Origin of the sequence: Enterococcus silesiacus (genome assembly GCF_001886225.1) — a bacterium.
Classification (GTDB): Bacteria; Bacillota; Bacilli; order Lactobacillales; family Enterococcaceae; genus Enterococcus_L; species Enterococcus_L silesiacus.
Genome location: NZ_JXLC01000023.1, coordinates 22,920 through 48,021, shown reverse-complemented (window position 1 = coordinate 48,021; position 25,102 = coordinate 22,920). Strand labels below are relative to the sequence as shown.

Genomic DNA, 25,102 nt, shown 5'->3' with positions numbered 1-25,102 from the left:
TGTTCAATGTGATTACTTTTTCTTTTTATACATTGGATCTCCAAATTCAAAATCATCCATTTTTAAATAAACAATATCATGTCTTGTTCCTCGTTCTTCTATAGGAGGAAACTCCATATAATCTCCATAAGACTGTTCCAACATTTGTTCATAGTTTGAATTTGCTAAAAACATACCATCCTCAAAGGGTATTCTAATTACATCATTTATCTCTGCTTTATCTAAGGTTTCTGTCTTAAATTCCGTTGTAGCAGTGACGATCGACATATTTCGATTATTCGAATGGTTATATTTTTCAATTTCTTTTTGTCGTTTGTCAAGAAGCTCCCTTACAGAATATCTTCCCCATAAAATATTTAGCATACTATAAATTATTCCACCTAATGATGTTTGAGCACGGGTATAATAATTCATTTTCGTATGGATTACAAATGTTAGCATTTTACACTTTTTAATTTGAATCCATCTTAGAAACTTATTGTCCGGTACTACATCAAATGGAAAAATATCAATAAAAACACCATTTTTAGCATTACCATTTTTAGCATTATTTTCGACTAAAGTAGTTTTCAAATTAATGATTTTTAAAAATGGCAGTGGATAACCAGCATCTGTTTGATTCGTTTGCAACATATAATCCGTATTTTCTAGAGCTTCAGGAATCAATTTTACAAAGCGTTCGTAATTTTCTCTTGTCATCCCTAAATCAATATCATCATCCCACGGAATAAAACCTTTATGACGAATCGCACCTAACAATGTTCCTGCTGATAAAAAGTATGGAATGTCTTCTGTTTGACAAAATTTATCCACAAATTTTAATATTTCCAATTCTTTTTTTTGCAGTTGTTTTACAACACTATCTGATTTCAAAAGTAACCCTCCAAGTTATGTCTATTTAAGTTTTCTTTTTCGCCTTATTCAAAAGAAGCTTAAAGTCTTCAGATATATTGGTCTGAAAAAGAAAAATCAAAATAAGAAATACAATAAACACTATACTTGAACGAATAAGCATATTCAAGAACAACGATGCTACAAAGTTAGGAATTAAAAATCCTAACACTAAAACTAACGCGAATATAACAATATATTTAAAAAACTCAGAACAAATATCTTTAATATCTAACCATTTACGAATAACATAGACTCTAAAAATACAAACACAAAACTCGGTAACAATCAACGCGATGGTCCCGCCATTTGCTCCCCATTTTGGTACTAATATAAGATTTAAGATAACATCTATTACAGCACCAACAATAAAGGGTATCGAATAATGCTTCAACAAACCTTTTGCTAAAGTAAATTGATTCGCTAAAACACCACCAAACGCATTTGGTGCAATAATCAAGCTAACAAATATCATATTATAGGTCATTGGAATAAATTCATTTCCAAAAAACCACTGAACAAAATCACGAGAATTACACATTAGTAAAACCGTCAGTAATAGGGAGATTAATGTCGTATACTCAACAGATTTTTTCAACAATAACTGTAGCTTAGAACTGTCTTCACTATCTCCTGTGTCCACTTTTGCCATCAAAGGCATCATAACTAAGCTGATTGATGTAACGATGGATAACACAATTCGAACAATTTTCTGAGATTGATCATAAAAAGAAAGCTCCGACTTTGTTGATAACAATCCTACTAATGTTTTATCAAAAGTATTATACACTTGAATCGCAAATAACGGAATGAGCAAAAACAGTGCTTGCTTTAAATATGGAAAAGAAAATGATTTTTTTATCTTTCCATACATTTTAAATTCCGTAAGTAAGCTAATCCAAAAGAAAATATTTGCTAAAAAAGTACTAATACTATTGATTCCCATATACAATAATAAATCAGAACTGCTCTTTACAAGTAGAAATACCAAAATCAAAGAGCCAAATTTAACGATCGTGTTCCTAACAATTACTTTTTTTACTTCACCAATCCCTAGGAAATACCAAGAAATATCTAAAACATACGCAATTAAATAAGGAATTTGAATATAATAGACACCTTTATTTCCAACAAATATTGAAACAATCAATAAATAGAGACTTGTTACAATCAAACCACTAGCTAATTGAATAAACCATAACTGGAAGAAAACTGTGCCTCGATCCTTCTTATCAGCCTTAGCTATTTCTCTCGTGCCTAACTGACTCATCCCCATTAAGATGATCATGTTCAAAAAACCAACAATTGAAATAACAAATGAATTAATACCAAGTAATTCTGTTCCGAATATTCTTGATACATACGGCATTGTTACTAATGGAACAATCAGTATTACTACTTGATACATAGCCGTAAAAAATATATTACTCAATACTTTTTTCACTTAGATACACCAACTTGTCTTGATTTTTTGATAGTTTAACTATTTATTTTACTACTTCCACATATGCCTTATTCGCTGAAACATAGCCTTTATCTGTAACTAGTCTTGGGTAGCCTGTTTCGCTGTATACAATTTCTTTCACTGTAAATGTCGTACCTTTTGTTATTTGTTGGACTTGCGTTTCAGCTGCAAAGTTATCTTTATTGTTATAGTGCCAGATATTTGCTTTAGCTTTCATCTTTCCTGGCTTAGTTATATAGCTGTCGATGTTGCCGATTGCTGGATTGACATAGCTTTTATTTGCTGATACGTATCCTTTATCCGTTACTAGCCTTGGATAACCTGTTTCACTGTACACTATTCCTTTAACATCTAGTAGTGTATATTTTGGTAATTTTTCAGCCTGAGTTTTAGTAGAAAACTCGTCTTTACTACTGTAATACCAAATATTTTCTCTCGTAACAACTTTCATCGGTTCTGTAATATAGTTGTTCAAATTGCTGATAGCTTCAGAAAGATAACCTTTATTAGCCGAAACATAGCCTTTATCCGTTACTAGTCTTGGATAGCCTGTCGTACTATATACAATATCTTTCACTTCAATCATTGTCCCTTTGGCTAAAGGTTCTGCTTGTGTTTCAGCAGCAAAAAGATCTTTATTATTGTAATACCAGATATTTTGCGACGTCAAAAATTTACCAGTCTTTAAAAAATAATCCGAATGATTGTTGACAATAGGTGTTGTAAATCCTTTATTTGCTGAAACATACCCTTTATCAGTTACTAATCTTGGATAACCACTTTCACTATAGGCAATATCTTTTACTGTTAAAACAGTATTTTTAGCTATTGGCTCTACTTGTGCCTGCTGTGTAAAACTATCCTTATTATTATAATGCCAAGTACTTGTTGTTGTCACTACTTTTCCAGCAGTCATATGATAATCCAAATAATTTTCTACAAGTTGATTAACGTATGCTTTATTCGCAGAAACATAGCCTTTATCCGTCACCAATCTTGGATAACCAGTTTTACTGAAAACAATACCTGTCACCTCAAAAACAGTATTTTTGGAAATTTGTCCTACTTGGGTTTCTTGCGTAAAACTATCTTTATCATTATAATACCAAATATTTCCTAGTGCCGCATATTTCCCTGGTTTGGTAACATAGCTAGACAGATTACTGATAGTTGGTTTAGAGTACATCTTATTTGCCGAAACATAACCTTTATCCGTCACTAATCTTGGATAACCGCTATTACTATATTCTATTGAGACTACGTCTAAAATTGTATCTTTAGGCAACCTTTCAACTTGAGTATTAACAGAAAATTCATTAATATCATTATAATACCAAATATTATCTGTTGCATACACTTGTAACGGAGCAGCAGTATGATAATTTGCTAGATTAATACCATTATCACCAGTTGCCTGTAAAAATAAATTATTATACGATACATTTATGTCAAATCTTCCAGATACGCCAGGAAAAGTCAGCTCAGAACTCCATTGCCATGCTGCATTTCCCGTATGTAAGAGATTTGTTGCTAATGGATTATAAGGATAGCTTGCTACCCAACTATTTCCGGAACCCAACTTATCTTCATCAAGTATTTTACGATTGAACCAATCAAACATTGAATAATGCGCAACACGAGAATAACCTAGACTATTCAATTTCTTTTGAAACACAATAGAATTTTCGGTAACATTCCCCGCTGTCATTTCTGTTTGTTCCGCATCATTGACCATTAATGTATTTTTAGGCAAGCCAAGTTGATTTGCCTTTTGTGCAAAATAGACCGCCTCTTGCTCAGCCTCTGCTTTTGTTGTAAACCAACTATAGTGATAAGCAGAAACAACTAGACCTGCACGCTTAGCATTTTCAATTTGGGTTTTCGCCTCTGGGTTCAAATAGGTCGTATACTCTGTTAACTTAACCGCAACACCTCTTACCCCATATTTTTTCATCTCATTAAAATCAGCAACTGTTAATGCTCCGTTATGAGAAGAAATATCTACAAAATCTTTTGAGGGACGGTTATTTTCTGTTGCAGAAATCAATGAGCGAGGTTCAGCAGCAGCACGTAATGCTATCGCTAAATCAGAACGATCATTAGGGTTAAATATATATTCCCCATCTTCCGTTTTTGAAGCATTACCTAACTCTTTATTATTTTCTTCCGTAATATTTCTTTTAGAACTCTCAATTGTACTATCAGAAGTAGACACATTAGTTTCAGAGTCAGCAGTACTTTGCGAGGTCTGTTCAGTTTGACTTGTCGAAGGCTCATCACCAGTTATACTATCACTAGAAATTGACGATTCTTCTGCAGAGACATTATAACTTTCGTCAATAAATCCTATACCTGAAAACAAAGCAATTGAAAATAAGAGAATGCCGCTTTTTAAATATTTACTGTTTGTTTTTTTATTCATTGTTACTTCCTTTCTTCTATAAAACATGATACACGGTTTGATACGGAATAAAATCTTGATAGGTATTTGATAAAATAAATATCAAATAAAAGACTAATGCGCAAAATATATAGTAACAGGCCAAATTCAAATACTGATTTTTAAACATATGACGGAAAAGTTGAGGTACTACTAAGATCTCTGCAGTAGCAAATATTGTCCCAATCCTTCCGCCTACAGTTGCTAATGGACCAAAAATAATTAAAAATAATGTAGATAGAAAATATAAGCTCAATAACGTATTAAAACTATCATTATATTCTTTATTTTTACCTTTTACAAATAATATTGAAGCAATTGTAATCCCCATTTGCATAATAAATATAGGATTAAGTATCCACTTCCCAGTAATATACTTACCTGCAAAATAACCTGCATATCTTGATGGAATCGCCCATAAAAATAAGTCTGGGAAAAAGAACAGTACTCCTATAAGTGCTGAAATTATTGTCAAAATCAACACTTTTTGAAAGGTTAATTTCTTTATTATTCCTACAAAAAAATAGGCAGGTATAATAAATAACGCAACAATGTGAAAGCATGCGCCTAAAAGTGACAGGAGAACTACTTTCGGTAGATTCTTTTCTTTGATTGCTGGTAAACAATAAAGAAAAATAATCGCTACAAATGAAGCTCTTATTTGCCCCATATCTCTCACAAAATAAAAACGAGAAACATAATACACGAGAATCATTGTTGGAAAACTAACATTTTTATAAACAAACCATCCTAATAACGCTAATGTCACCACAGAATAGACTAAAATGAACACTGCAAAATCCATTCCAAACATTTTTACAATATAGTTTGTTAATAAGTAACCAGGCTCAGCATCAATACCGCCCGATAATATATCCCCAAAACTCCGAACCCTTTCAAAAAAAGCTTTATATGATAGATAATCATAACCCGTTTCATATCTCAATCCTGCAAACAAAATGATTTCTATCATTGCAATTATGAAAAAAATTCTCTTTTTGCTAAAAAATTCAAGGAGTGAAAGAATAATCAGGCTGACAAATAATAATATATAAGGTATCATCTCTTCACTCCATCTAGATATAAATACAATTTACTTTCTCAGAATAATTCTTTGCTAACTCTTTTTGGTAACCAAACCATGCTTTTTCAGTTGAATTTTTCTCACAAATAATCACTACTAATTCTGGAATAAACGGCAAGTTTTCTACCTTATCCAAACTATCTGTTAGATACACAGAATTATTCAGCTCACTAACAGTTAAAAACTTTTGATCTTTCATTACAACAATCTTATTCAACGGTGGATTGTTGATAAGATTCGTCAATTTTTCTTGGATTTTTTCATTTGTTTGTTCTCTAAGAAGAGTTACATCAATAATTTCATTGCTGTCTTTTAAAGTGAACTTTTGAGAAATTTTTTTATTTCTTTTTTCAGATATGCTTGCAATTATTGTTCCAATAATAAAAGTAAGTGTCACAATAAGCAATACATAAATCATGATTTTCTTTTTACTAATTCCTTCAAAGGCTTTTTCCTTACTCAAATCAACTTTATCAGATAATACGTACGCTCTTTTATCAATAAAAAATCGTGAACTTGAATCTTCAATAAACTTGTACAAATACGTAGCCAGCTCTTTGTCAGGAGTCTCAACAAGCATTTTCCCATTATTATCTGTATACGTAATCGTTAATGTATCTATAACATCTTCTGCGCTTATATCAGAATGGGTTTTCACATATTCACTTGCAAATATTTCTTTGATCATTTCATTCTTAGAAAAAATATAGCCATCCTTATTTTCTAAAATAAATGAAAATGTATAATTCTTATCTTGATTTACATTTTGGTCATTCTTATTAGAACGTGCACTGTAAAAAAATAATGCAACAATCAATAATAAACTAAGCGCAAAAGCAAGTATATATTTTTTCCAATTCCTTTTAAAAAAATTAAGACCTTCTACTACATATAAATTGTCTTCCATCTTTTTCTCCTTCTCTGTAGGTTGTTCCCCATCATTTTTTAACTAATCAATTCCGTAATTTTTTCTCATAAAACCAGCCACGCATCTTATTAGGCATCAAACTGACACATATATGGACCGAAGAGACAAATAGATAATCTTTAAAACTCCCTAAGCCTTCTTGATAAATTTTTTTCCTAGCTTTTAGACCTGGCATCAAATAATTAAATCCTCCTCTACGAGCATACATATCTAATCCAGTTCTAGCATATACTAAGTCTTTTTGGATATTTTTAGCCGTATAGCCGGCTTTTAATAATCGAACCCATAAATAATAATCTTCAAATCCGTTTAAAGACTGATAATTACCAACCTTCATTACTGACTCTTTTCTGAACATAACAGTCATGTGATTAAATGGGTTTCTTTTTTTGGAAAATTCACGAATTTCTTCATTACTTGCAGGCATTTTTTTATAGCCTAAAACATTATCAATTTCACCATGAAATTCTGTGATGTTAGATCCTACAATTGCTAAAGAAGCATCATTTTCCATCTCTTCAGACTGCAGTTCTAAGCGGCTCGGAATCATTATGTCATCGCAATCCATACGTGCAATTAGTTCATTGCGACAAGCTTTAACACCAACAGCTAACGCTTTTCCTAATCCCACATTTTCAGCCAAAGGGACAATCGTTAATTGTTTTCCGACTTTTGATTTAATTTCGGAGATCATTGCATTCAACTCGTCTGTAAGAGGTCCGTCTTCTACTAATAGTACTTCTTCTGGCTGTAAAGTCTGCTCAAAAACGCTATTTATTGCTTCTTTAAAGTAGCTTGGATTCTCATTTATATATATAGACATCAGAACACTAATTTTTTCAACTTTCACTTTATCATCTCACCATATTCATTATTTTGTTTCACAATATAAATCATTTAAAATTTTGCTGGCCACATCAATATCATAGCCATTTTTTGAAAAAACCTCTGACATATCTCTATCAATAGGTTCAATTGCTAAAACAGTATCTGCCCATATTTCTGGATCATCAATTGATAAGAACTGACAATTAGCCGTTATTTCTAACTCACTCGTCACTTGACTTGATACGATAAGCGGCAGTCCAGCAGCTTGTGCTTCAACCCCGACAACTGGAAGACCTTCAAATAATGAAGGAAGCACGAAAACATCCATGGCTTGGTATAAGCGATTGGAGTCTTGTCTGACTCCTAAAAATTTAACATTATGTTCTAAATTCAACAGTTTAACTTTATTTTGAATTTTTTCTTTGAGCTCTCCTTGACCGACTAAGACTAACACAGCTTTCTCATTTCTTTTATGAATTGCTGCGAAAATATCAATAAGAAAATCATGATTTTTTTGTTCTCTAAATGCTCCCACATGCCCAAGGACTAACTGATCTTCAGCTATGCTCAATTCTTTTCTAACTTCAGAACGCACTTTTGGGTCAAATTTGAATTGATCGATTTCTACTGCATTTGGAATGATTACTAACTGCTCTTCAAGTTGCTCTCCAAATAACCATGTACCTGCCTTCTTTGAACATGCTAAATAGTCCGTTGCTAATCTCACTATTTTTCTTTTGTTCCATTGATGCATTACTTTTCTTAACAAACCATTCGGTGTATTCGCATTATGTGAATGAACAAATATTCTTTTCACACCCATATTTTTAGCTATTGTCACGGGTAATATATTGGCTGCTGAAAGCATGTTTACATGAACAATATCATAGTTTCCATTTAATAAAATATCTTTTATCTCCGAAATAAATTTTTGAGGATTTTTTTTCACTTCAGTCACATGATATATTGTAGATCCTTTAGCTTCTACTTCGTTTTCGAAATACATTGTTGGATACATTGTGACAAAATCTACTTGTATCTTTGAACGATCTAAATGATTATAGTAATTTAACATATATGTTTCAACGCCGCCCAAAAGATTGCTCATACCAAAAATTAAAACTCTTGTTTTTGGTGTCTTTTCTGAATTATTATGTACTTTATTCATTTTTTCCTCCACTTAAATTAGCCTAGTTTAGAAATATGGATAGATTCAAAAAACAAATCTATCCATACATTATAGTTTTATGTTCTCCATTTCCTAAGCTAATTCCAAACCTTTATGTTATTTTTAGAAAATAAGTTTTTCTCAATTTCTCTTTGTTCTTCTTCATCAACACCTTTTGATGAGATCTTATCAAAAAGAATCTTAATTGTTTGCAACAATATTTTCATATCTAATAACACCGAATAGTTTTTGATATAAAGTAAATCAAAATTTAATTTACTATTATAGTCAGAAGCATATTTACCATAAACTTGAGCATATCCAGTAATGCCAGCTCGTACATTATGTCTTAAGTAATAGTGTTTATTTTCTTTTTTAAACTGATCTACAAAAAAGGGACGTTCTGGACGTGGTCCAACTATAGACATGTCACCTTTCAATACATTAAATAATTGAGGCAATTCATCTATTCTAAGAGCTCTCAAATATCTTCCAACAGTCGTAACTCGGCTATCATTACTTGAAGATAAGACTGGTCCTGTATTTACTTCTGCCGTAGCAGACATTGTTCTAAATTTTAATATAGAAAATTCTTTTTGTCCTAAAGTGATTCTTGTTTGCTTATAAATAACGGGTCCAGCTGAAGTTGCTTTTACCAAAATCGCTGTAATCAAAATAATAGGAGACGTTAGTACTAATAATAATGATGCTATTACAAGATCAAATAAACGTTTTACAAAATCGTATTCTGGTTTAATTTTAAAATCAGATACTTCAATAATACTTTCATCTTCAAAATTCATCATATTAGGTTTTAACATAACAAGATTTTCAAAACTTGTATTTAAAAATAGTTTCTTTTCATGTTCAATAACCAATTCGTAAATATCTAGCTTCTCTTTTTCATCAATATGACTTGCTATATAAACGATGTCAACATTTGATAAGATTTTTTTTAAATTTTCAAAATAATTAGCCTGAATCACATCAACGACTTTGTGTTTTTTATTTTTGTGTGTTAAAAAATTAGCAGTTGCTGATATTGTACTTTTAGCTGATCCTATAATAACAACACGTTTCTCCTCACTGATACGTAAATATACGAAATAGATAAACATTCTATACAAACTTAACAAAATCATTCCAACGATAAATGAATAAATCAGTACCGATCGTGGAAACGAAAACCAACGTCCAACAAAACCGACAATCATAATAGACAATATAGTCAGCACTTGACCTATCACTGTTACAAATACGATGTCATTGACCGTTCGATTATAAAATACGTATGTTCCTAATAACAAGTTTAAAAACACAAAAATAATTGTGATATATACAACGGAATGCTCGTATGACACGAAATTATATTGTGGGATATTCATTCCAAATTTTAGCCAAAACCCTGCAAAAATGGAAAAATGAAATACTAAAATATCAAAAATAATAATTATTATTCTCTTTGCATTGTTCCATTCATTCTTAGTTACCATTACTTTATTCCTTTCTCATTAAAAATACTGAGATTGCTATATATAAATTCTACATCCCTAATAATATCATATCTCTCTAAAAAAAACACCTTAATCTGTTACAGGCCTTATGACAGTTGCCTTCTTCATTCGTTTCTATGAGATAAATCATATTCATTATTTAAGCATGATCCACTTTTTTGAAGCAATATACCTAAAAAACTAAAGGCTAATGGAATCCAATGATAAGAGACCAAAATATCCTCCATAGTAGAAAGAACAAAGACACATAAAAAAGCGATAGCAAGACTGACTTGAGTAGTTGAATAGCTTCCTTTTTTTCTCAGAAAATAGAATTGGCCAAAAATAAAGAACGAGAATAACGTATATCCTAGAATGCCAAGATTATTTAAGATACTTAAGTAACTATTGTGCATACCTAAGTTTTTCCAATGAAAGACATACGGTTTCATCCCAATTAAGACATTTTGCTTATTTACAAGCCAAAACTCAAAAAATTCTTTCCACAAATTTTCTCTACCTGAAAAAACTTTAATTGTTGATAGGTTAGCGCAATAATAAAAAACAAACGGAAATAAAATTAGCACTAATGAAAATAGAGTCAACCACAACCAATTACTTTTAATGAATTGTTTAGGTAACAGATTATCTATTACAATAAACACAACTAAAACAGCGAAAGCTGTCTTGGCCTGACAAACCCAAATTGCGGCCACTCCTATAACATAGACAGGTATTACCAACCATTTTATCAAGTTTCCTGATGCTTGCTTTATAATAATAGACAACATCATTACCATAAAAAGCACAGATGCACCAATTGTATTGCTGTTAATCCAAATAGAGTCAAACTCATTACCACGTTGCCAAATAGAATGCGGCGCGACGATTTTAGGTAGCTCCGTAAAAATTCTATATAAAGTGATTCCAAAAAAAGCACTAATGATCACGCCCAAAATTCCAAAATCAATTTTATCAAATTTCGTTTTTCTATAACATAATATCAATAACATAATGACCATAATACTAGCATTGATAAAACGATTACTATGACGGATTGAAGATGTCAGTGTATAAAAGATAAAGATAATACCACTGGTACTAATCAGTAATAAATCAATTCTATCTAATTTTTTTATATTGAGTAGAAGAATAACAACCAAACTGATTAATAAAATATACTCGTAGTGTGAGTAAAAATTCGTCATCGTTTCTGTATTCAGACCTGCTGTCCATAATAGATAGGAACTGGCAATTGTGGCAATTAAAATTAGATTGCTTATTCTGCTAAGCAGTTTTTCCATTTTACGCCTCCATTCATAAGTTTAATGTTTGCTAATAAACAGCTTTATAGATATATGCACCATCTTTATCTGGCCCATAAAGTTTATCAAACTTCACATCATCTGTTTCTAAATCAACAATCTCTTTATACGTCACCAAGTACTTGATTCCAATTTTTTTGATACTCTCGCTATCCAAACGAACGATTAAAGCATCTGAATTTAATAACTCTAGATCTGGTGTTTCATTTGTAATATCTGCATGGATATGAGCATATCGATTATAAATTTTTTCTTTTTTACCGTCTGGATCCAAAGCTTTCCACATCGTCATATCTGGAGTAAAAGAAACACCATTGAACGTATGAACCCCAAACATAGGCAAATAACTATACATCAATCGTTCTCCAACCCACAATTGATTGGGATCTTTTTGATTTATTTCAGTGATCCTATGCCCGATTTTCTTGTCATAAATAGGTGCAACACCTCTTACGATAGGATTGACCGTTAATCCTGTAAATAACAAAACACTTACAAATAGAAGTAAAAACAATCTTTTTCGTTTAAGAAGCAAGCTTGATAGTATCAATATGCTAATTACCAATATAATAATAATTTCTGCTTTACTCAGATATAACCGTAAGTTGCCTCTATATAAAGCATAAAAATAGATAGCAATATTCAACGCTATTACTCCACTAATAGCAATTTTATTGATCCTCTTTTGTTCCCAAATATAAGCTATAAACCACACACTCAACAACACTGCAGTGAAGCTAAATGAAAGTAATGCTCGCTCTTCTGGCACAAACGACCATAGGGTAATTTTGGCAAATGACGTTGGAAATTTAACAAGAACCCATAATAATTGAATACAGCTATAAATAAATAGTAAAAAACCGTAATAATTATCTTTAATTTTCTTATAAAAAAGAATAGGTGACAGTGGTAATATCACAAAAAAGAATTGATAAAACCCACTTAATTCAGAATTATTACTATAACTAACATCTGTAAAACTCATTTTCCAGTTTGTTAAGAATAAAAAGATATCTTTTTTATCAAAGTCACCACCGGTACTTATTCTATTTCCTGGATAAATCGTGTGCATGACTGCATAAATTGAATCCCGTGAAAATAAAATCGAGCCACCAACAAGAATTATTGTTATTAAAACAGCTAGGCTAATGAATAGACCATCAAATTTATCTAATACTAGCTTTGATTTAAACTCTAAAAAGAAGCCCACTAAAAATAATAAAATCAAATAACCAAAAGGCACCTGCAAAGCAGGGTACAAAACTAAAATGAAGCCAGAAGCACATATTGCGGATATAACAGAGAATACCATTCTATTTGTTTTGTTTTCATGATAATAAAAATAATTATAAATCGCTGTTAAAAACCCTAACATAAAGAAAACCAAGTCGCCCACTGGTGACACAAACCACCATTGGATAGCCGAAGAAAACGGAATCCATAGACTTGTTAAAAGCGCGATATATTTGTTTCTTCTAGACAAAATCAAGCCGATTTCAAAAGAGAATAGAACTAGTCCGATTATTTTCATTCCCCAATACCAAGAAAGACCATATTCTTTACCTAATAATACATAACCCCAGGTAAATGGTTTAGCAATCGTAGCCAAAGTAAATGCTGGTGAATTATACCCTACAGTCATATCCTGCCCGTTTAGTGTGATTACCTCGTTATGGGCTTTGAATCCCGTTTGTGTTTGCGATAAACTATAGGGAGTTTGAACTAGCCATTCATCAGAGCGAATTTGTCTTGGCGTTCCAAGGATTAACCCAGAATCGACTCCTTCGTTATAATCAGAAATATATTTATCCCATATATTGATAGAACTGCCATGGACTTTAAACACTATCATAAGCGCAAAAATAATCAGTGCTATTATAAATCTTTTTTTTATTAGCCAATCTAGGCTTTCTATAGTTTTTATCTTGATACTATTTTTTTTATTGCTTCCTCTGTGCATCTCTATTGATTTATCCATAATGTACTCCATTTCACTTATCATACAGGACAAATTTTCTACGACTAGTCTCTATATGAAAAATTAGGTATTTCTCTTGTCAAATTAGGATTATAAAATGGATCATCTTCGATCAAGTTTGACCACTTATGTTCCATCATCGCCTTTTCTTTTTCAAAGCGTTTTTTCTTTTTCCCTTTATCATCGTAGCCTCTTGTTTGAGATTCAAAATGATAAAGCTCTGCTTCATGCAGCCATACATTATCTCTACCTAATTCCTTCACTTTTAAGCATAAATCAACGTCATTAAACGCTACCGTAAAGTCTTCATCAAATCCGGAAACTGCATCAAAATCTTGTTTTCTCATTAATAGGCACGCTGCAGTCACAGCTAGATAATCAACATTCAATGCTAACTTGCCAAAATAACCTAAATCACTATGTGGATAACCATAATGTCCATGTCCCGCAATGCCGCCCAGACCTAAGATTACACCAGCATGCTGGATCGTATTGTTTGGATACAACAGCTTTGCGCCAACACAACCGATTCGTTCCTGCTGTCCAAATGAAACCATTAGTTTCAACCAATCAGCATTAATTACCTCAGTGTCATTATTTAAAAATAGCAGGTATTTTCCTTTAGCATCTTTTGCCGCAATATTGTTGATCTTAGAAAAGTTAAATGGAATATCGATCACAACCACACGAAAACGATCGTTAAGTTGTTGCTTAAATGAATCATACAATTCTTTCATTTTTTCATCTGTGCTGCCATTGTCCGCAATAATGATTTCATAATTTTTATAGGTCGTTTTTTCAATGATCGAAGAAACGCAGCGTTTAACATCTTTATACCCATTTTTAGTTGGAATGATGATTGACACTAAATCCTCTGATTCAAGCTCATAATAAACATCATATAAACCATTTGCCCGACCATGAGTAGCGTGTCCTTTGATGCCACGACGAATTAAAGCGTCTTGAACCGCTCGTAGACCAGCTTCAAATGCATAACCTTTTGACGATTGGTCAACTGCAGTCGATGTCGGCAGCATACGCCAGTGATAAAGGACTTTAGAAATATGTTTGATTCGTTTACTTGTTGTTTTTTCAGTAAAGCGAAGAACCAGATCATAATCTTGAGAACCTTCATAGCCTTTTCTAAACCCACCGATTTCTTCAAGAATCGTTCTGCGGTAAACACCAAGATGAGATATATAATTTGTTCCTAACAATAAGTCAGGCGACCAATCTGGTTTAAATGATGGATCTGAACGATTGCCCTCCATGTCGATTTTATCTTCATCACTATAAATTAAATCCAATTCAGGATTTTCGTTTAAGGCTTTGACAACTTCATAAAAAGCGATTCTCGGCAGTTCGTCGTCATTATCTAATAATGCCACAAATTCACCAGTAGCGAGTGTTAATGCAGAGTTTGTTGCTTCACTGATATGACCATTTTCAGATCTGAAAACGACTTTGATCCGTTCATCTGAATTACTGTACTCCGTTAAAAGTTCTTTTACTTTAGGATCTGTTGAAGCATCATCTGCCATACAAAGTTCCCAATTTGAATAGTCTTGGATCAAAATAGAGTCAATACAGCGACGCAACCATTTTTCTTCTACATTATAAACTGGCATCGCGATCGAAATTTTAGGTTGATAGTGGAATCCATCAATTTCAGCGTTGATTTGTTCAAAATCAAAATGTTCGTTTCTTTCCAACCAACTTGGATAAGAAGACTGGTTTCTAATTTTTTCGATTTTTACTCGTTGAATCGTACTTTTGATCCCATTTCTTTTTAGATAACTGATGCCTTTATGTACTTTTATCATCAATCTTGCCATCTTATCTTCAGTACCAGGAATTAGAGGATGTTTTTTCGCTAAGTCAATCCATTCGGTTTTGCTTGATTCTAAGTCTTCTGAAACAAAACGGACTTCTAATTTATTTTTCTTTTGGATACCTTCTAATTTTATTTCAAACCCGGCTAAAACCTCTGGACTTACCTCATAAATCTGATTGACATCTTCTCTTAAAACACGCTTGATACCAAAAGACGTTACTTGTTCTTGATTGTTGATTGAAATATCCGGACTGGATTTTGATTGTGTAGCCAAAGCCCAACCAGTTATTGTTAAGTTATTTGTTTGTTTCTCTCGATAGATACTATCAATAATGACCTTTATCTCATCGTTCATTTTTTGCTCTCCTTATACTTAAGAGTCTGTCATTTAGTGCTTATATTAAACAATGAGCCCTAACCAGCCTAACCTAGCTGGCTAAGGCTACACGAATATACGCTTTGCTTATAGATGTTTAGGATTTTTATACTTGTCGACCAAGTCTTGTTCAGACCATTTATCCGTTAAAGCCTTGATGTTAGGTTTTTTATCGAGATTTTGCATTTTTTCTTCTGCTTTGAAAATAGCATAAGAACAATAGATAATTGTTTTATCTAGCTGTTTAGCAAACTTCAACGACAAATCCACACCCATAACGTCTTTGCCTAATTCTTCTGTGATACCTGACACAGCAAGATAGTCCGCTTTTCTGAAAATCATACAGGCTTCAGTCACTGCCTGAACATTTCTTGGTAACGCAATGCGGTAATAATAACCTAGGCTCTTGCCTGGCGTTCCTTGTTCTGGATAAAGTAAACGATTTTTCTCTGCATCCACGGAAATTCCGATATTTTCGATACGGTATCGTTGATCTACCACTCTTCCTGTGACAATTCCCGCTTGCGCTTGCTGTGCCATGTTCATCATCTCAGTAAGCCAATTGCTTTTCGTTGGTACTAAACCAGCATCTAACAGCATGATATAGTCACCTGTACTAGCGTTAATCAATTCGTCTCTTGTTTGTCCGTCGCTATAAACCAGTTTATTACTTGTTGAGTGGACGTTTTCTTTCATTTGATTTGGCAGCACAATCTCATAATTTTCATAAATTGTTTTTTCCAACAATTTTTTCAAATAGTCATTGATATCCGCTGTATCGTTGGTAATCACGATTGATACTTTAGGTATCGTATCATAAATATAATTAATTTTATACGAGCCATAGAATTCAGCAATTTCAACGTTTGCTTTGATGTTACGACGATCCATAGCAGCTTGTACTGCGCGTTGCCCCGCAACATAAGCATAGCCTTTACTTTCAGGATTCAAAGCTGTTGACGATTCAATCGCCCGCCAATGATACATCATACCTGGAATGTGAGTGATATTTTCAGCATTTTCAGTTGCCCGTAAGACAAAATCATAATCTTGAGCTCCATTAAATTCTGTTTTTAAACCACCCGTTTTTTCTAATAAAGAACGTTTTACTACAACGAAATGTGTAATGTAATTATGATTCAAAATCAACTCAGAATTCCATTTTGATTTATAAAATGCATTGAAACGTTTACCGCTTTCGGTGACTTTATCTTCATCTGTATAGATAAAATCGATCGTTTGATCTTCATTTAGTACTTTGACCACTTCATATAACGCTTGTGGCGCTAATTCATCATCATTATCCATAAATCCAACATAATCCCCAGTTGCAATCGTTAAAGCTGAATTCGTAGCTTCTGAGATATGACCATTTTCTTCACGGTAAATAACTTTGATCCGATCATCTGCATCCGCATACTTTTTAAGCAAAGGCTTGATATAGTCACTTGGTGAAGCGTCGTCAGCTAAACATAGTTCCCAGTTTTCATAATACTGATTTTGAAGGGAAGACACACAGGCATCTAACCATTTTTCTTCCACATTATAAACAGGAACAGCAACAGATATTTTAGGTTGGAATTTAAATGTTTTGATTTCTTCTAAAATAGCTGATGGATCAACTGGTATTTCTTGTTGTTCTTGACGTTTGAAATACCATTTCATGGAGCCAATAAGTCCACGTGTCTGCATCGAGCGCATCGCACGTTGAATTTTATTACCTGGCTGAACCATATTTGGTTTTTCTAGGCGATATTGTAATTTACGACCGTTATCGGCCGAAACATTCAAGGTATACATTGGCTGATCTTCCGGATCGATCACTTCAATCACAAAGCCATACTCTTGATCGCCTTTTAGTTCAAACATGTCGATAACATCTCTTCGATATTCTCTGGTGACAGAATATTCAACAGCCATTTCAGCGGATACTTTAAAGTCAATCGGTAACTTGTCTTCTTTAGAATATGCCCAACCACGAATCACAGTCTTTTTTTCTTCAACATGACGAACGATATCATCGATATTCAGTGAAACGAGTGAATCAAATTTACTGATTGATACTTTCTTATACTTTGTCATTTGTTTTTCACTCACCATTAATTCTGTATTTTTTGACGAATTATTTCCCGTTTGTTGCTCAAGTACGTAATCGATCAATCCATGAACCGTATCAGAAAAATTGCCTTCGTATTTGTAATTAACTGTGATTGTCATTGTTTTTCCAGCAATCTGTTTATCGTCTATTTCAATGACTGGTACTTGATTGTCAGAGAAAAAATACTGTGCTTCTTTGTTATAAATAGCATTTGTTGCGCTTGGTTGTATTATCGTTCCAGCAACAGTCAATACTAGATCTACTACTGCCCCTGTCAGGCTTGGGAAAATTTTTAATAATTTGATGTTTTCAGGTATGTCGATCGTAAATGTTTTATTCTCACCTGTTACGTTATTCAGTTGAACATCAAATTCTTTTTGGTCTTCCTCACCACAATCATATAAGAAGTGAATATTCTTTCTATAGCTTGAATTTTCTGGTATCGTGCGGATCGGATGTTCCACAGCCTCAGCACAAAGTGCGTAAAAATACTGATAGACTTCCCCAAATGGGCGTGCTTTAAAGGCAGCACGAACTTCCACTGGCAAGTCTTCATAGGTAGATTCAAGTTCATTATAGCCAACTTCGTTAAGTGTAAAATCTTCTTTAGCAATAAATAAACCAATTTCCTCGAAAAGTTTTTCAAAGCCGCTCTGAACGAAGAAAGACTTATGCGTTGCATCTAATAATCCTGTTTCACGCCAATCTAATTTATTATTGAATAGATCGATCAAAACAGAATTATGGGCAATATTTGGGAACGTAATCAAGATTTGACCTTCTGCACTTAAAAAAGGTTTTACTTTCATAAGAGCATTTTTAGGGTTCATTAAATGCTCTAACACATCCGCAAAAATAATATAATCAAAGGTTTGTCCTTCAAAATGCTTCGTCCAAGCTTCTTCATCGATATTGCCATAAAATCCGTCATTAGAAAACTCACTGACATGATCATATAGCTCTTTATCAAGTTCAACGATTGCAACATAACAATTTTTTTCTTCCATCAAATATTTCGTCATTCGACCATTACCTGGACCAAACTCTAATACTCGACTATTTTCTTTAATTTGGGCAACGATTTTACCAACACTAGTACTCTCGTCAACTTCCATTTCAAAATCATATTTCATCTTTAATAGTATCCTTCCATTCATGATCTAAAATGACAATGCCTTCGCCTGCATAGCGACCGCTAATAAACATGTTCAGGTATTTCGTTTTATAAACCAAAGGTACTGTGGCGTGTTCTTCAAAAAACGCAATATCGAAATAATATTCGCCTGTTAAAAGAGACATTTTTCCGTATTCTAGATAAAAAACATTTTTACCCATTTTCCAAGGAATTTTAACGCCATCCAACAATGTATTTAGTCCACACACATAATTATTATCGACTGTTCGAATCGCGACACCACACACAGGTGATTTGATCGAATCATTTTTAACGGTATACTCTAATTTTACAATGACCTTCTCATCTTGAGTGACAATTTCTAAAGGTTCCAGCGCATGATTTAGCAACGTCGCTTTATCCACTTCTATAATATCAGGAACGGTTTCTTCATTTTGAATTGTTTTTTCACGATCAACGGTTTTGATTGATTTTTTCTTTAAGAAGTTTTCATAGTTTGTTGTGACATCCATTGTATCTCCGTATTCAACAACTTCTCCATTTTTTAACCAGAATGTCCGGTCACAAAAACGACGAACGGAGTTCACATCGTGAGAGACGAAAAGAATCGTCTTACCTGAATTTTTGATTTCGGTAAATTTCTCCATACATTTCAGCTGGAACTCTAAATCTCCAACTGCTAAAGCTTCATCTACGATCAAAATATCAGGATCTACATTGATTGCCACAGCAAAAGCTAGACGAACAAACATCCCGCTAGAATAGGTTTTTACAGGTTGATACAAGTGATCACCGATATCAGCAAACTTGATAACGTCCTCTACCCGTTCTTCCATCTCTTCTCTAGAAAAACCAAGAACCATTCCATTTAGAAAAATATTTTCATAACCAGAATACTCAGGATTAAAGCCTGAACCTAGTTCCAAGAGTGCAGAAATTTTCCCATCGATCTTCATAGAACCAGATGTTGGTGTTAAAACACCTGTGATTATTTTAAGAATCGTTGATTTACCTGAACCATTTTCTCCAACAAATCCGATCATTTCACCTTTTTCAATTTGCATTGTGACATCTTTTAACGCATAGAAAAGATCATGATACGTTTTTTTCATGGGATTAAGTGCTTCTTTAAAACGATCAGAAGGTTTTTTATACATATTATATGTTTTTGTTATATTCTGTATATCGATTGCATATTCTGACATTTTTTACTCTCCTATACGTTATAATACATCTGAAAAATGAGGTTTCAAACGTCTAAATACAGTTGAACCAATTAGCAAAAGAACAATTGTAAAGCCCCAGAAATACAAGCCATACTGCCAACGTTCCCAGAACCATGCTCCACCTGTGAATGAATCACGATATCCTTGAACGATGTAATAAAGTGGGTTTAGTTTTAAAATTTTTACATACCACCCAGTTGGGTTCCATAAAATTGGTAATGTCCACATAATCGTTTGCATTGCTACATTGATAAATTGCATGATATCTGGTAAAAACGGTTGTGTAGAAGCTGTCAACCAAGTAATACCAGTTAAGAAAATGATTAAGCAGAACAAATAATAAATCAATTGTAACCCTTGCCAGGTTGGATAAATACCACTTAATGAAGTAATACCAAAACCAATCACAATAAAAAAGAGATGGGTATATAAATTCGATAAAATCTTCGAGGTCGGTAAAATTTGAACCTTGAACACCACTTTTTTTACAAGGTAGCTGTATTCTCTAAAAACATTTGTTGCAGACATCAATGAATCTGAGAAAAAGAACCAAGGGATCAAACCTGTCACTAAAGATACGATAAACGGATACTGCTCATTAGCACCTCGTTCACGAATTTGTGAAAAAACAAACCAGTAAGTTAGTACTGTCACCAGAGGCGTGATAAATGCCCACACAATTCCTAGCGCAGAACCTGCATATTTTGATTTAAAATCATTAAATGAAAACTGTAATAACAGTTTTCTATTTTTAAAAATGTCTTTAAAAATAGATAGCGTAGATCGTATCATTGATTCGTTTCCTTTCTTATTACCATCGCTTTTAAATTGCTACTTAAAATAAGCTGCATAACATTACCATTTTAAAGAATATACGCATTTTTTTCAAGTTATGTAAGTATTTTCTTAAGATTTAGAGAGTAAAGGTTGATTTTAGTGGCTTTTATTTAGCCAACTGGATAATAACAATCCCCAGAATAATGACGCCCGTGCCGATCACAGTTCCAAGGGAAACTTGTTCTTGTAAAATAAGTTTAGAGCCTATTAATACAGCTATATTCGTAAAGGCCACACCCATTGGAACAATATAAGATACTTCTGACTTACTAATAATCACCATCCATAAAACAAAACTAAACATGTAGCATAAAAAACCGATGATTGTTGTAAAAGACATCGAAAAGGAAAAAATAGCATTTGTGATCTGAATTGAGTTTGCTTGGGAACCTAACTTTACCAAAATCAAGCCTGAAGTTGATAAAACGACATATACTAAGAATAAGAACATTATTTTTTCTCCTTTTTATCTTTCAATAGTGAAAGTTCTTGGATTAACAGTTTTATTTGCGTTTGCTGCTTTGACAACAAGGCAGAATTTTTGATTTCAATAAACAGCAAGACAAAGATTGCTGCAATCAATAAGAAATTTGAGGTTGTTTCAAACCCCAGATGTTCACCTAACCACTCTGCTAGCTTAGGAAAAATAGCAAAGAGTACTAACCCAGCAGATATAAACAACCATCTAATGGCATTTTTTAGCAAGAAAATATTCTTATTGATCGAGCGAATAATATAAACAAAAAAAAGTAGCGAAAAGATCAGCATTTCAATTCTTAAAATCGAACTCATTAGTCTCCCTCCCGCATAAAACCTGAAACAATAATTGCAATACTTACCTCAACCATATACTTGACCGAAGTAAATGAACGAATCGATGATTGTCCACCCGATCTTTCCATCATATTAACAGCAACTTCTTTAATGCTGAATTTCTTTTTAAGCAAGTGAACAGTTGATTCAGGTTCAGGATAACTCGTCGGATATGTTTTTGAAAAATAAGCGATGATGTCTTTATTACAGGCACGATATCCCGAAGTCACATCGTAAATCTTTTTCCCAGATGATAAATAAATCAAAAAGGAAAGGATTTTGATGCCAACACGACGCATGAATGTTGTTTGAAAATCAGCTTTTTCATTTGGTAAAAACCTAGAACCAATGACGAAATCAGTTTCTTTTTTTATTATCGGCTGTACGACAAAATCTAAACTGTTGATATCATGCTGCCCATCCCCATCGAACTGCACAGCAATATCGTAATCATTTTCTTCCGCATATCGATACCCTGTTTGGACAGCTCCACCGATCCCCAAGTTCATAACCAATTGAACCGAGTTGATTTCATTTTCATCTAAAATAGCTTGTGTTCTATCCGTTGAGCCATCATTGATTACAACATAATCAATGATATAAGGATAGTTATGACTATTCTCTTTTTTAAAATGTTCAATAGACATTATTGTATTTAAAATATTTTCTTCTTCATTGTATGCAGGTATAATCAATAATATTTTCAATTCATCTTACTCCTTTATATTTAGCCTCTATAATAATTTCCTAAAGTGAGTAATATCATTGTCATTAAGAAATACGTTGCTATAGATAAAACCCAAATATTTTGCGCATATTCTAACTTTTTCATTAACTCTCTTTGTTCGCTTAATTCTGTTTGAGGATAAAAAAGTTTTGAACTATTCACAAAGATCGGTAACAAAACAAGCAATCCTATATAATATCTTCCTTGTACACCTTCTACAGTTCCTAACCCGACTGGTGTCCAAGTCAAATACTGACTTAAATTAATCGCAAAAATGATTCCTAACATAACGACTGCAGATCCTAATGTATTCAAATAATACTTTGCTTTTATCTCTAATGGATAAAAGACAAACAACCCGCCCATATAAACTAAATACATAAACCAAATATGTGGAGATCCATAAGAAAACCAGCCAAAAGTAAACAACTCGTGATACTTACTAATTGAATCTACTATTCCAGAAAACATCAACTTAATTGCTGTTGGAACATTGTGTACCATAAATTTCAATTGTTCAGTTGGATCTTTTTCTGACACTCTATTTGCTGGTGTAAATGTCGTATAATAATAATACCAAAGTAAGGCAATGATTGCTGCTAAAATCACAGCACCCCAAGCGAACAGATATGTTTTTCTATTTTTATATTGACTTGGTTTAATAAAAATCAATATCCCAGCTAACATGACATAAGGTAATTTACAGGTGGCTAAAATACCACATAGCAGTAAAAACACCCCTATTTCCTTCGCTTCTATTTTTGCTTCATTTGTAATAAAATTAATAAATAAAGACAATGCTAAGAATACTAATCCGTACGAAACCCCATCTTGGTTATAAGATGCAGCCAGATATACCACCATTGGTAACGTTGTAACGACAGCCATTGGAACCTTGAATTTTTTTACATTTTTTATAGCGAAATAAGACAAAATCGCGTAAGCAATCAAATTGACCAAGCGACCTAAATAAAAACTCCAATATAGATTAAGGTTCAGTAGCTTACCTATTGACCAGCCAATAGCTTGTGGTACGTAGCTAATAAATGAGTAGGTTGCCGTTAGCGAAATAATTGGTTCTTCATTTTGTTTCTTTGTGTGACGCTGCTGTTTTAAATCGTTGTAATAATTATGATGGACACGATCTAGCACTACTTTAAAATCCTTAGAAATTTTAAGTTCGTCGGCCTTATCACTCATGCCAAAGTGCCCTTCAGATAAGTACACTGCTCGTGAAAAATGCGCATGTTCATCCGGAGTGTCTAACACTGGTGTGATGAACGTGAACAATGTTCCCATCAGTAGAATAATCCAAAATGTACTTTTTGCTAGGTTTTTCCCAATCAATAAAATACCTAGCCCACTAAGCACCCCTGTCAATAAAATTATTTTTTTAGGAATAGCAGAAAATTGAAAAAAATACAGCGTAAATACTGTAAAGATTATTAACAGCGCTAGCAAATACTTCCATCTTTGTTTAAATACTACCTTGAACCACCCTAGATATTTTTCTCCCCCAACCAAAATTACGTTCCTCCTATTTTTTAATACTACTCAACATCTCTTCCAACGCTTTCTCCCAAGTCGGAATTTCAAAGCCTAGCTCTTTCGTCTTACTAAGGTCCATCACAGAATATTTAGGGCGAGTCGCTTTTTGTGGAAACTTACTTGAATCGACTGGTAAAACTTCTACCTCTGTATTTTTTAAGATCTCTTTGGCAAATTCATACCAATTACAACTATTATCATTTGATAGATGATAGATACCATAAGGAACCTTTTCTTTTATAACAAAAACCATGAACTCAGCCAATGTTCTAGTCCAAGTCGGACGACCAAACTGATCATCAACAACTGTCAATTGATCACGAGTTTCTGCTAATTTTTGCATGGTGAAAACAAAGTTATGCCCATATTGCCCAAACACCCATGAAGTACGGATGATGTAATATTTTTCCATGACTTCCTGAACAATTTGTTCACCCAATAATTTGGTTCGCCCGTATTCGTTTTGAGGATTTGTTTGATCATCAGTCTTATACATTTCATTTTTTTTAGTTCCGTCAAATACATAATCTGTACTAATATAAACTAGGGTTGCATCTACCGCTTTAGCCGCAACAGCTACATTACGTGTGCCATCCACATTGATCTTCTCATCTAATTCTTTACCTTCGTCTTCTGCTTTATCCACAGCTGTATACGCGGCGCAATGATAAATCACATCAGGATTCAATTTCGTGATATAAGCCATTGTTTTCTCTGCATCTGTAATATCTAATTCTTTTGAATCTGTGGAAACGTATTCCGCTCCTTGCTCGTCTAACAAATGACGTAACTCTGAGCCTAGTTGTCCATTACCGCCAGTTAAAAGTATCATTCTTTTTTCCTCCTTCAAGACAAAGAAGCTAAGACAATATTCACTATGCTTCTTTTCTTTGCTGCCGATTCGTATT

Annotated in this window: 19 protein-coding genes; all 19 read right to left on the bottom strand. The window is 33.1% G+C overall.

Features of this window, described 5'->3' with window-relative positions:
• Positions 1-12 precede the first annotated feature (12 nt).
• The gene (locus tag RV15_RS14135) at positions 13-873 is read right to left on the bottom strand and encodes a LicD family protein (protein WP_071878662.1); all 861 of its coding nucleotides are present in this window, start codon (positions 871-873) and stop codon (positions 13-15) included.
• Between the two features lie 25 nt (positions 874-898).
• Positions 899-2,335 carry an oligosaccharide flippase family protein gene (locus RV15_RS14130; RefSeq protein WP_071878661.1) on the bottom strand — a complete coding sequence of 479 codons (1,437 nt, stop codon included), beginning with the start codon at positions 2,333-2,335 and terminating at the stop codon, positions 899-901.
• A gap of 43 nt (positions 2,336-2,378) precedes the next feature.
• A complete protein-coding gene (locus RV15_RS14125) occupies positions 2,379-4,778 on the bottom strand; it encodes a DUF5776 domain-containing protein (RefSeq protein ID WP_071878660.1) in 2,400 nt (799 codons plus the stop codon).
• 16 nt (positions 4,779-4,794) lie between these two features.
• Positions 4,795-5,859, bottom strand: coding sequence for an EpsG family protein (locus RV15_RS14120; protein WP_071878659.1), 1,065 nt, complete (start codon positions 5,857-5,859; stop codon positions 4,795-4,797).
• Positions 5,860-5,872: 13 nt separating this feature from the next.
• Positions 5,873-6,787 carry a hypothetical protein gene (locus RV15_RS14115; protein WP_071878658.1) on the bottom strand — a complete coding sequence of 305 codons (915 nt, stop codon included), beginning with the start codon at positions 6,785-6,787 and terminating at the stop codon, positions 5,873-5,875.
• 46 nt (positions 6,788-6,833) lie between these two features.
• Complete coding sequence (locus RV15_RS14110; RefSeq protein WP_083429195.1) at positions 6,834-7,658, bottom strand: glycosyltransferase; 825 nt, start codon at positions 7,656-7,658, stop codon at positions 6,834-6,836.
• A 21-nt stretch (positions 7,659-7,679) separates the two neighbouring features.
• Positions 7,680-8,804, bottom strand: coding sequence for a glycosyltransferase family 1 protein (locus tag RV15_RS14105; RefSeq protein ID WP_083429194.1), 1,125 nt, complete (start codon positions 8,802-8,804; stop codon positions 7,680-7,682).
• A gap of 98 nt (positions 8,805-8,902) precedes the next feature.
• The gene (locus tag RV15_RS14100) at positions 8,903-10,297 is read right to left on the bottom strand and encodes a sugar transferase (protein WP_071878657.1); all 1,395 of its coding nucleotides are present in this window, start codon (positions 10,295-10,297) and stop codon (positions 8,903-8,905) included.
• 125 nt (positions 10,298-10,422) lie between these two features.
• Positions 10,423-11,601, bottom strand: coding sequence for an EpaQ family protein (locus tag RV15_RS14095; RefSeq protein WP_071878656.1), 1,179 nt, complete (start codon positions 11,599-11,601; stop codon positions 10,423-10,425).
• Between the two features lie 31 nt (positions 11,602-11,632).
• Entirely contained in the window at positions 11,633-13,582 is a 1,950-nt protein-coding gene (locus RV15_RS14090) for a DUF7657 domain-containing protein (RefSeq protein WP_342715600.1), read from the bottom strand.
• 62 nt (positions 13,583-13,644) lie between these two features.
• Positions 13,645-15,789, bottom strand: a complete 2,145-nt coding sequence (locus RV15_RS14085; RefSeq protein ID WP_071878654.1) for a glycosyltransferase family 2 protein — start codon at positions 15,787-15,789, stop codon at positions 13,645-13,647.
• A 108-nt stretch (positions 15,790-15,897) separates the two neighbouring features.
• A complete protein-coding gene (locus tag RV15_RS14080) occupies positions 15,898-19,041 on the bottom strand; it encodes a glycosyltransferase (protein WP_071878653.1) in 3,144 nt (1,047 codons plus the stop codon).
• Positions 19,031-20,248, bottom strand: coding sequence for an ABC transporter ATP-binding protein (locus RV15_RS14075; RefSeq protein ID WP_071878652.1), 1,218 nt, complete (start codon positions 20,246-20,248; stop codon positions 19,031-19,033). The genes RV15_RS14080 and RV15_RS14075 overlap by 11 nt, the downstream gene beginning before the upstream one ends.
• An 18-nt stretch (positions 20,249-20,266) precedes the next feature.
• Positions 20,267-21,061 (bottom strand): ABC transporter permease, encoded by a 795-nt coding sequence (locus RV15_RS14070; protein WP_071878651.1) that lies wholly within the window; start codon positions 21,059-21,061, stop codon positions 20,267-20,269.
• A 151-nt stretch (positions 21,062-21,212) separates the two neighbouring features.
• The gene (locus RV15_RS14065; RefSeq protein WP_071878650.1) at positions 21,213-21,557 is read right to left on the bottom strand and encodes a hypothetical protein; all 345 of its coding nucleotides are present in this window, start codon (positions 21,555-21,557) and stop codon (positions 21,213-21,215) included.
• Positions 21,557-21,898, bottom strand: a complete 342-nt coding sequence (locus RV15_RS14060) for a DUF2304 domain-containing protein (RefSeq protein WP_071878649.1) — start codon at positions 21,896-21,898, stop codon at positions 21,557-21,559. The genes RV15_RS14065 and RV15_RS14060 overlap by 1 nt, the downstream gene beginning before the upstream one ends.
• Complete coding sequence (locus RV15_RS14055; protein ID WP_071878648.1) at positions 21,898-22,626, bottom strand: glycosyltransferase family 2 protein; 729 nt, start codon at positions 22,624-22,626, stop codon at positions 21,898-21,900. The genes RV15_RS14060 and RV15_RS14055 overlap by 1 nt, the downstream gene beginning before the upstream one ends.
• Before the next feature lie 20 nt (positions 22,627-22,646).
• Entirely contained in the window at positions 22,647-24,170 is a 1,524-nt protein-coding gene (locus RV15_RS14050) for a DUF2142 domain-containing protein (RefSeq protein ID WP_071878647.1), read from the bottom strand.
• Between the two features lie 13 nt (positions 24,171-24,183).
• Complete coding sequence (rfbD, locus tag RV15_RS14045; protein ID WP_071878646.1) at positions 24,184-25,026, bottom strand: dTDP-4-dehydrorhamnose reductase; 843 nt, start codon at positions 25,024-25,026, stop codon at positions 24,184-24,186.
• Positions 25,027-25,102: the final 76 nt, after the last annotated feature.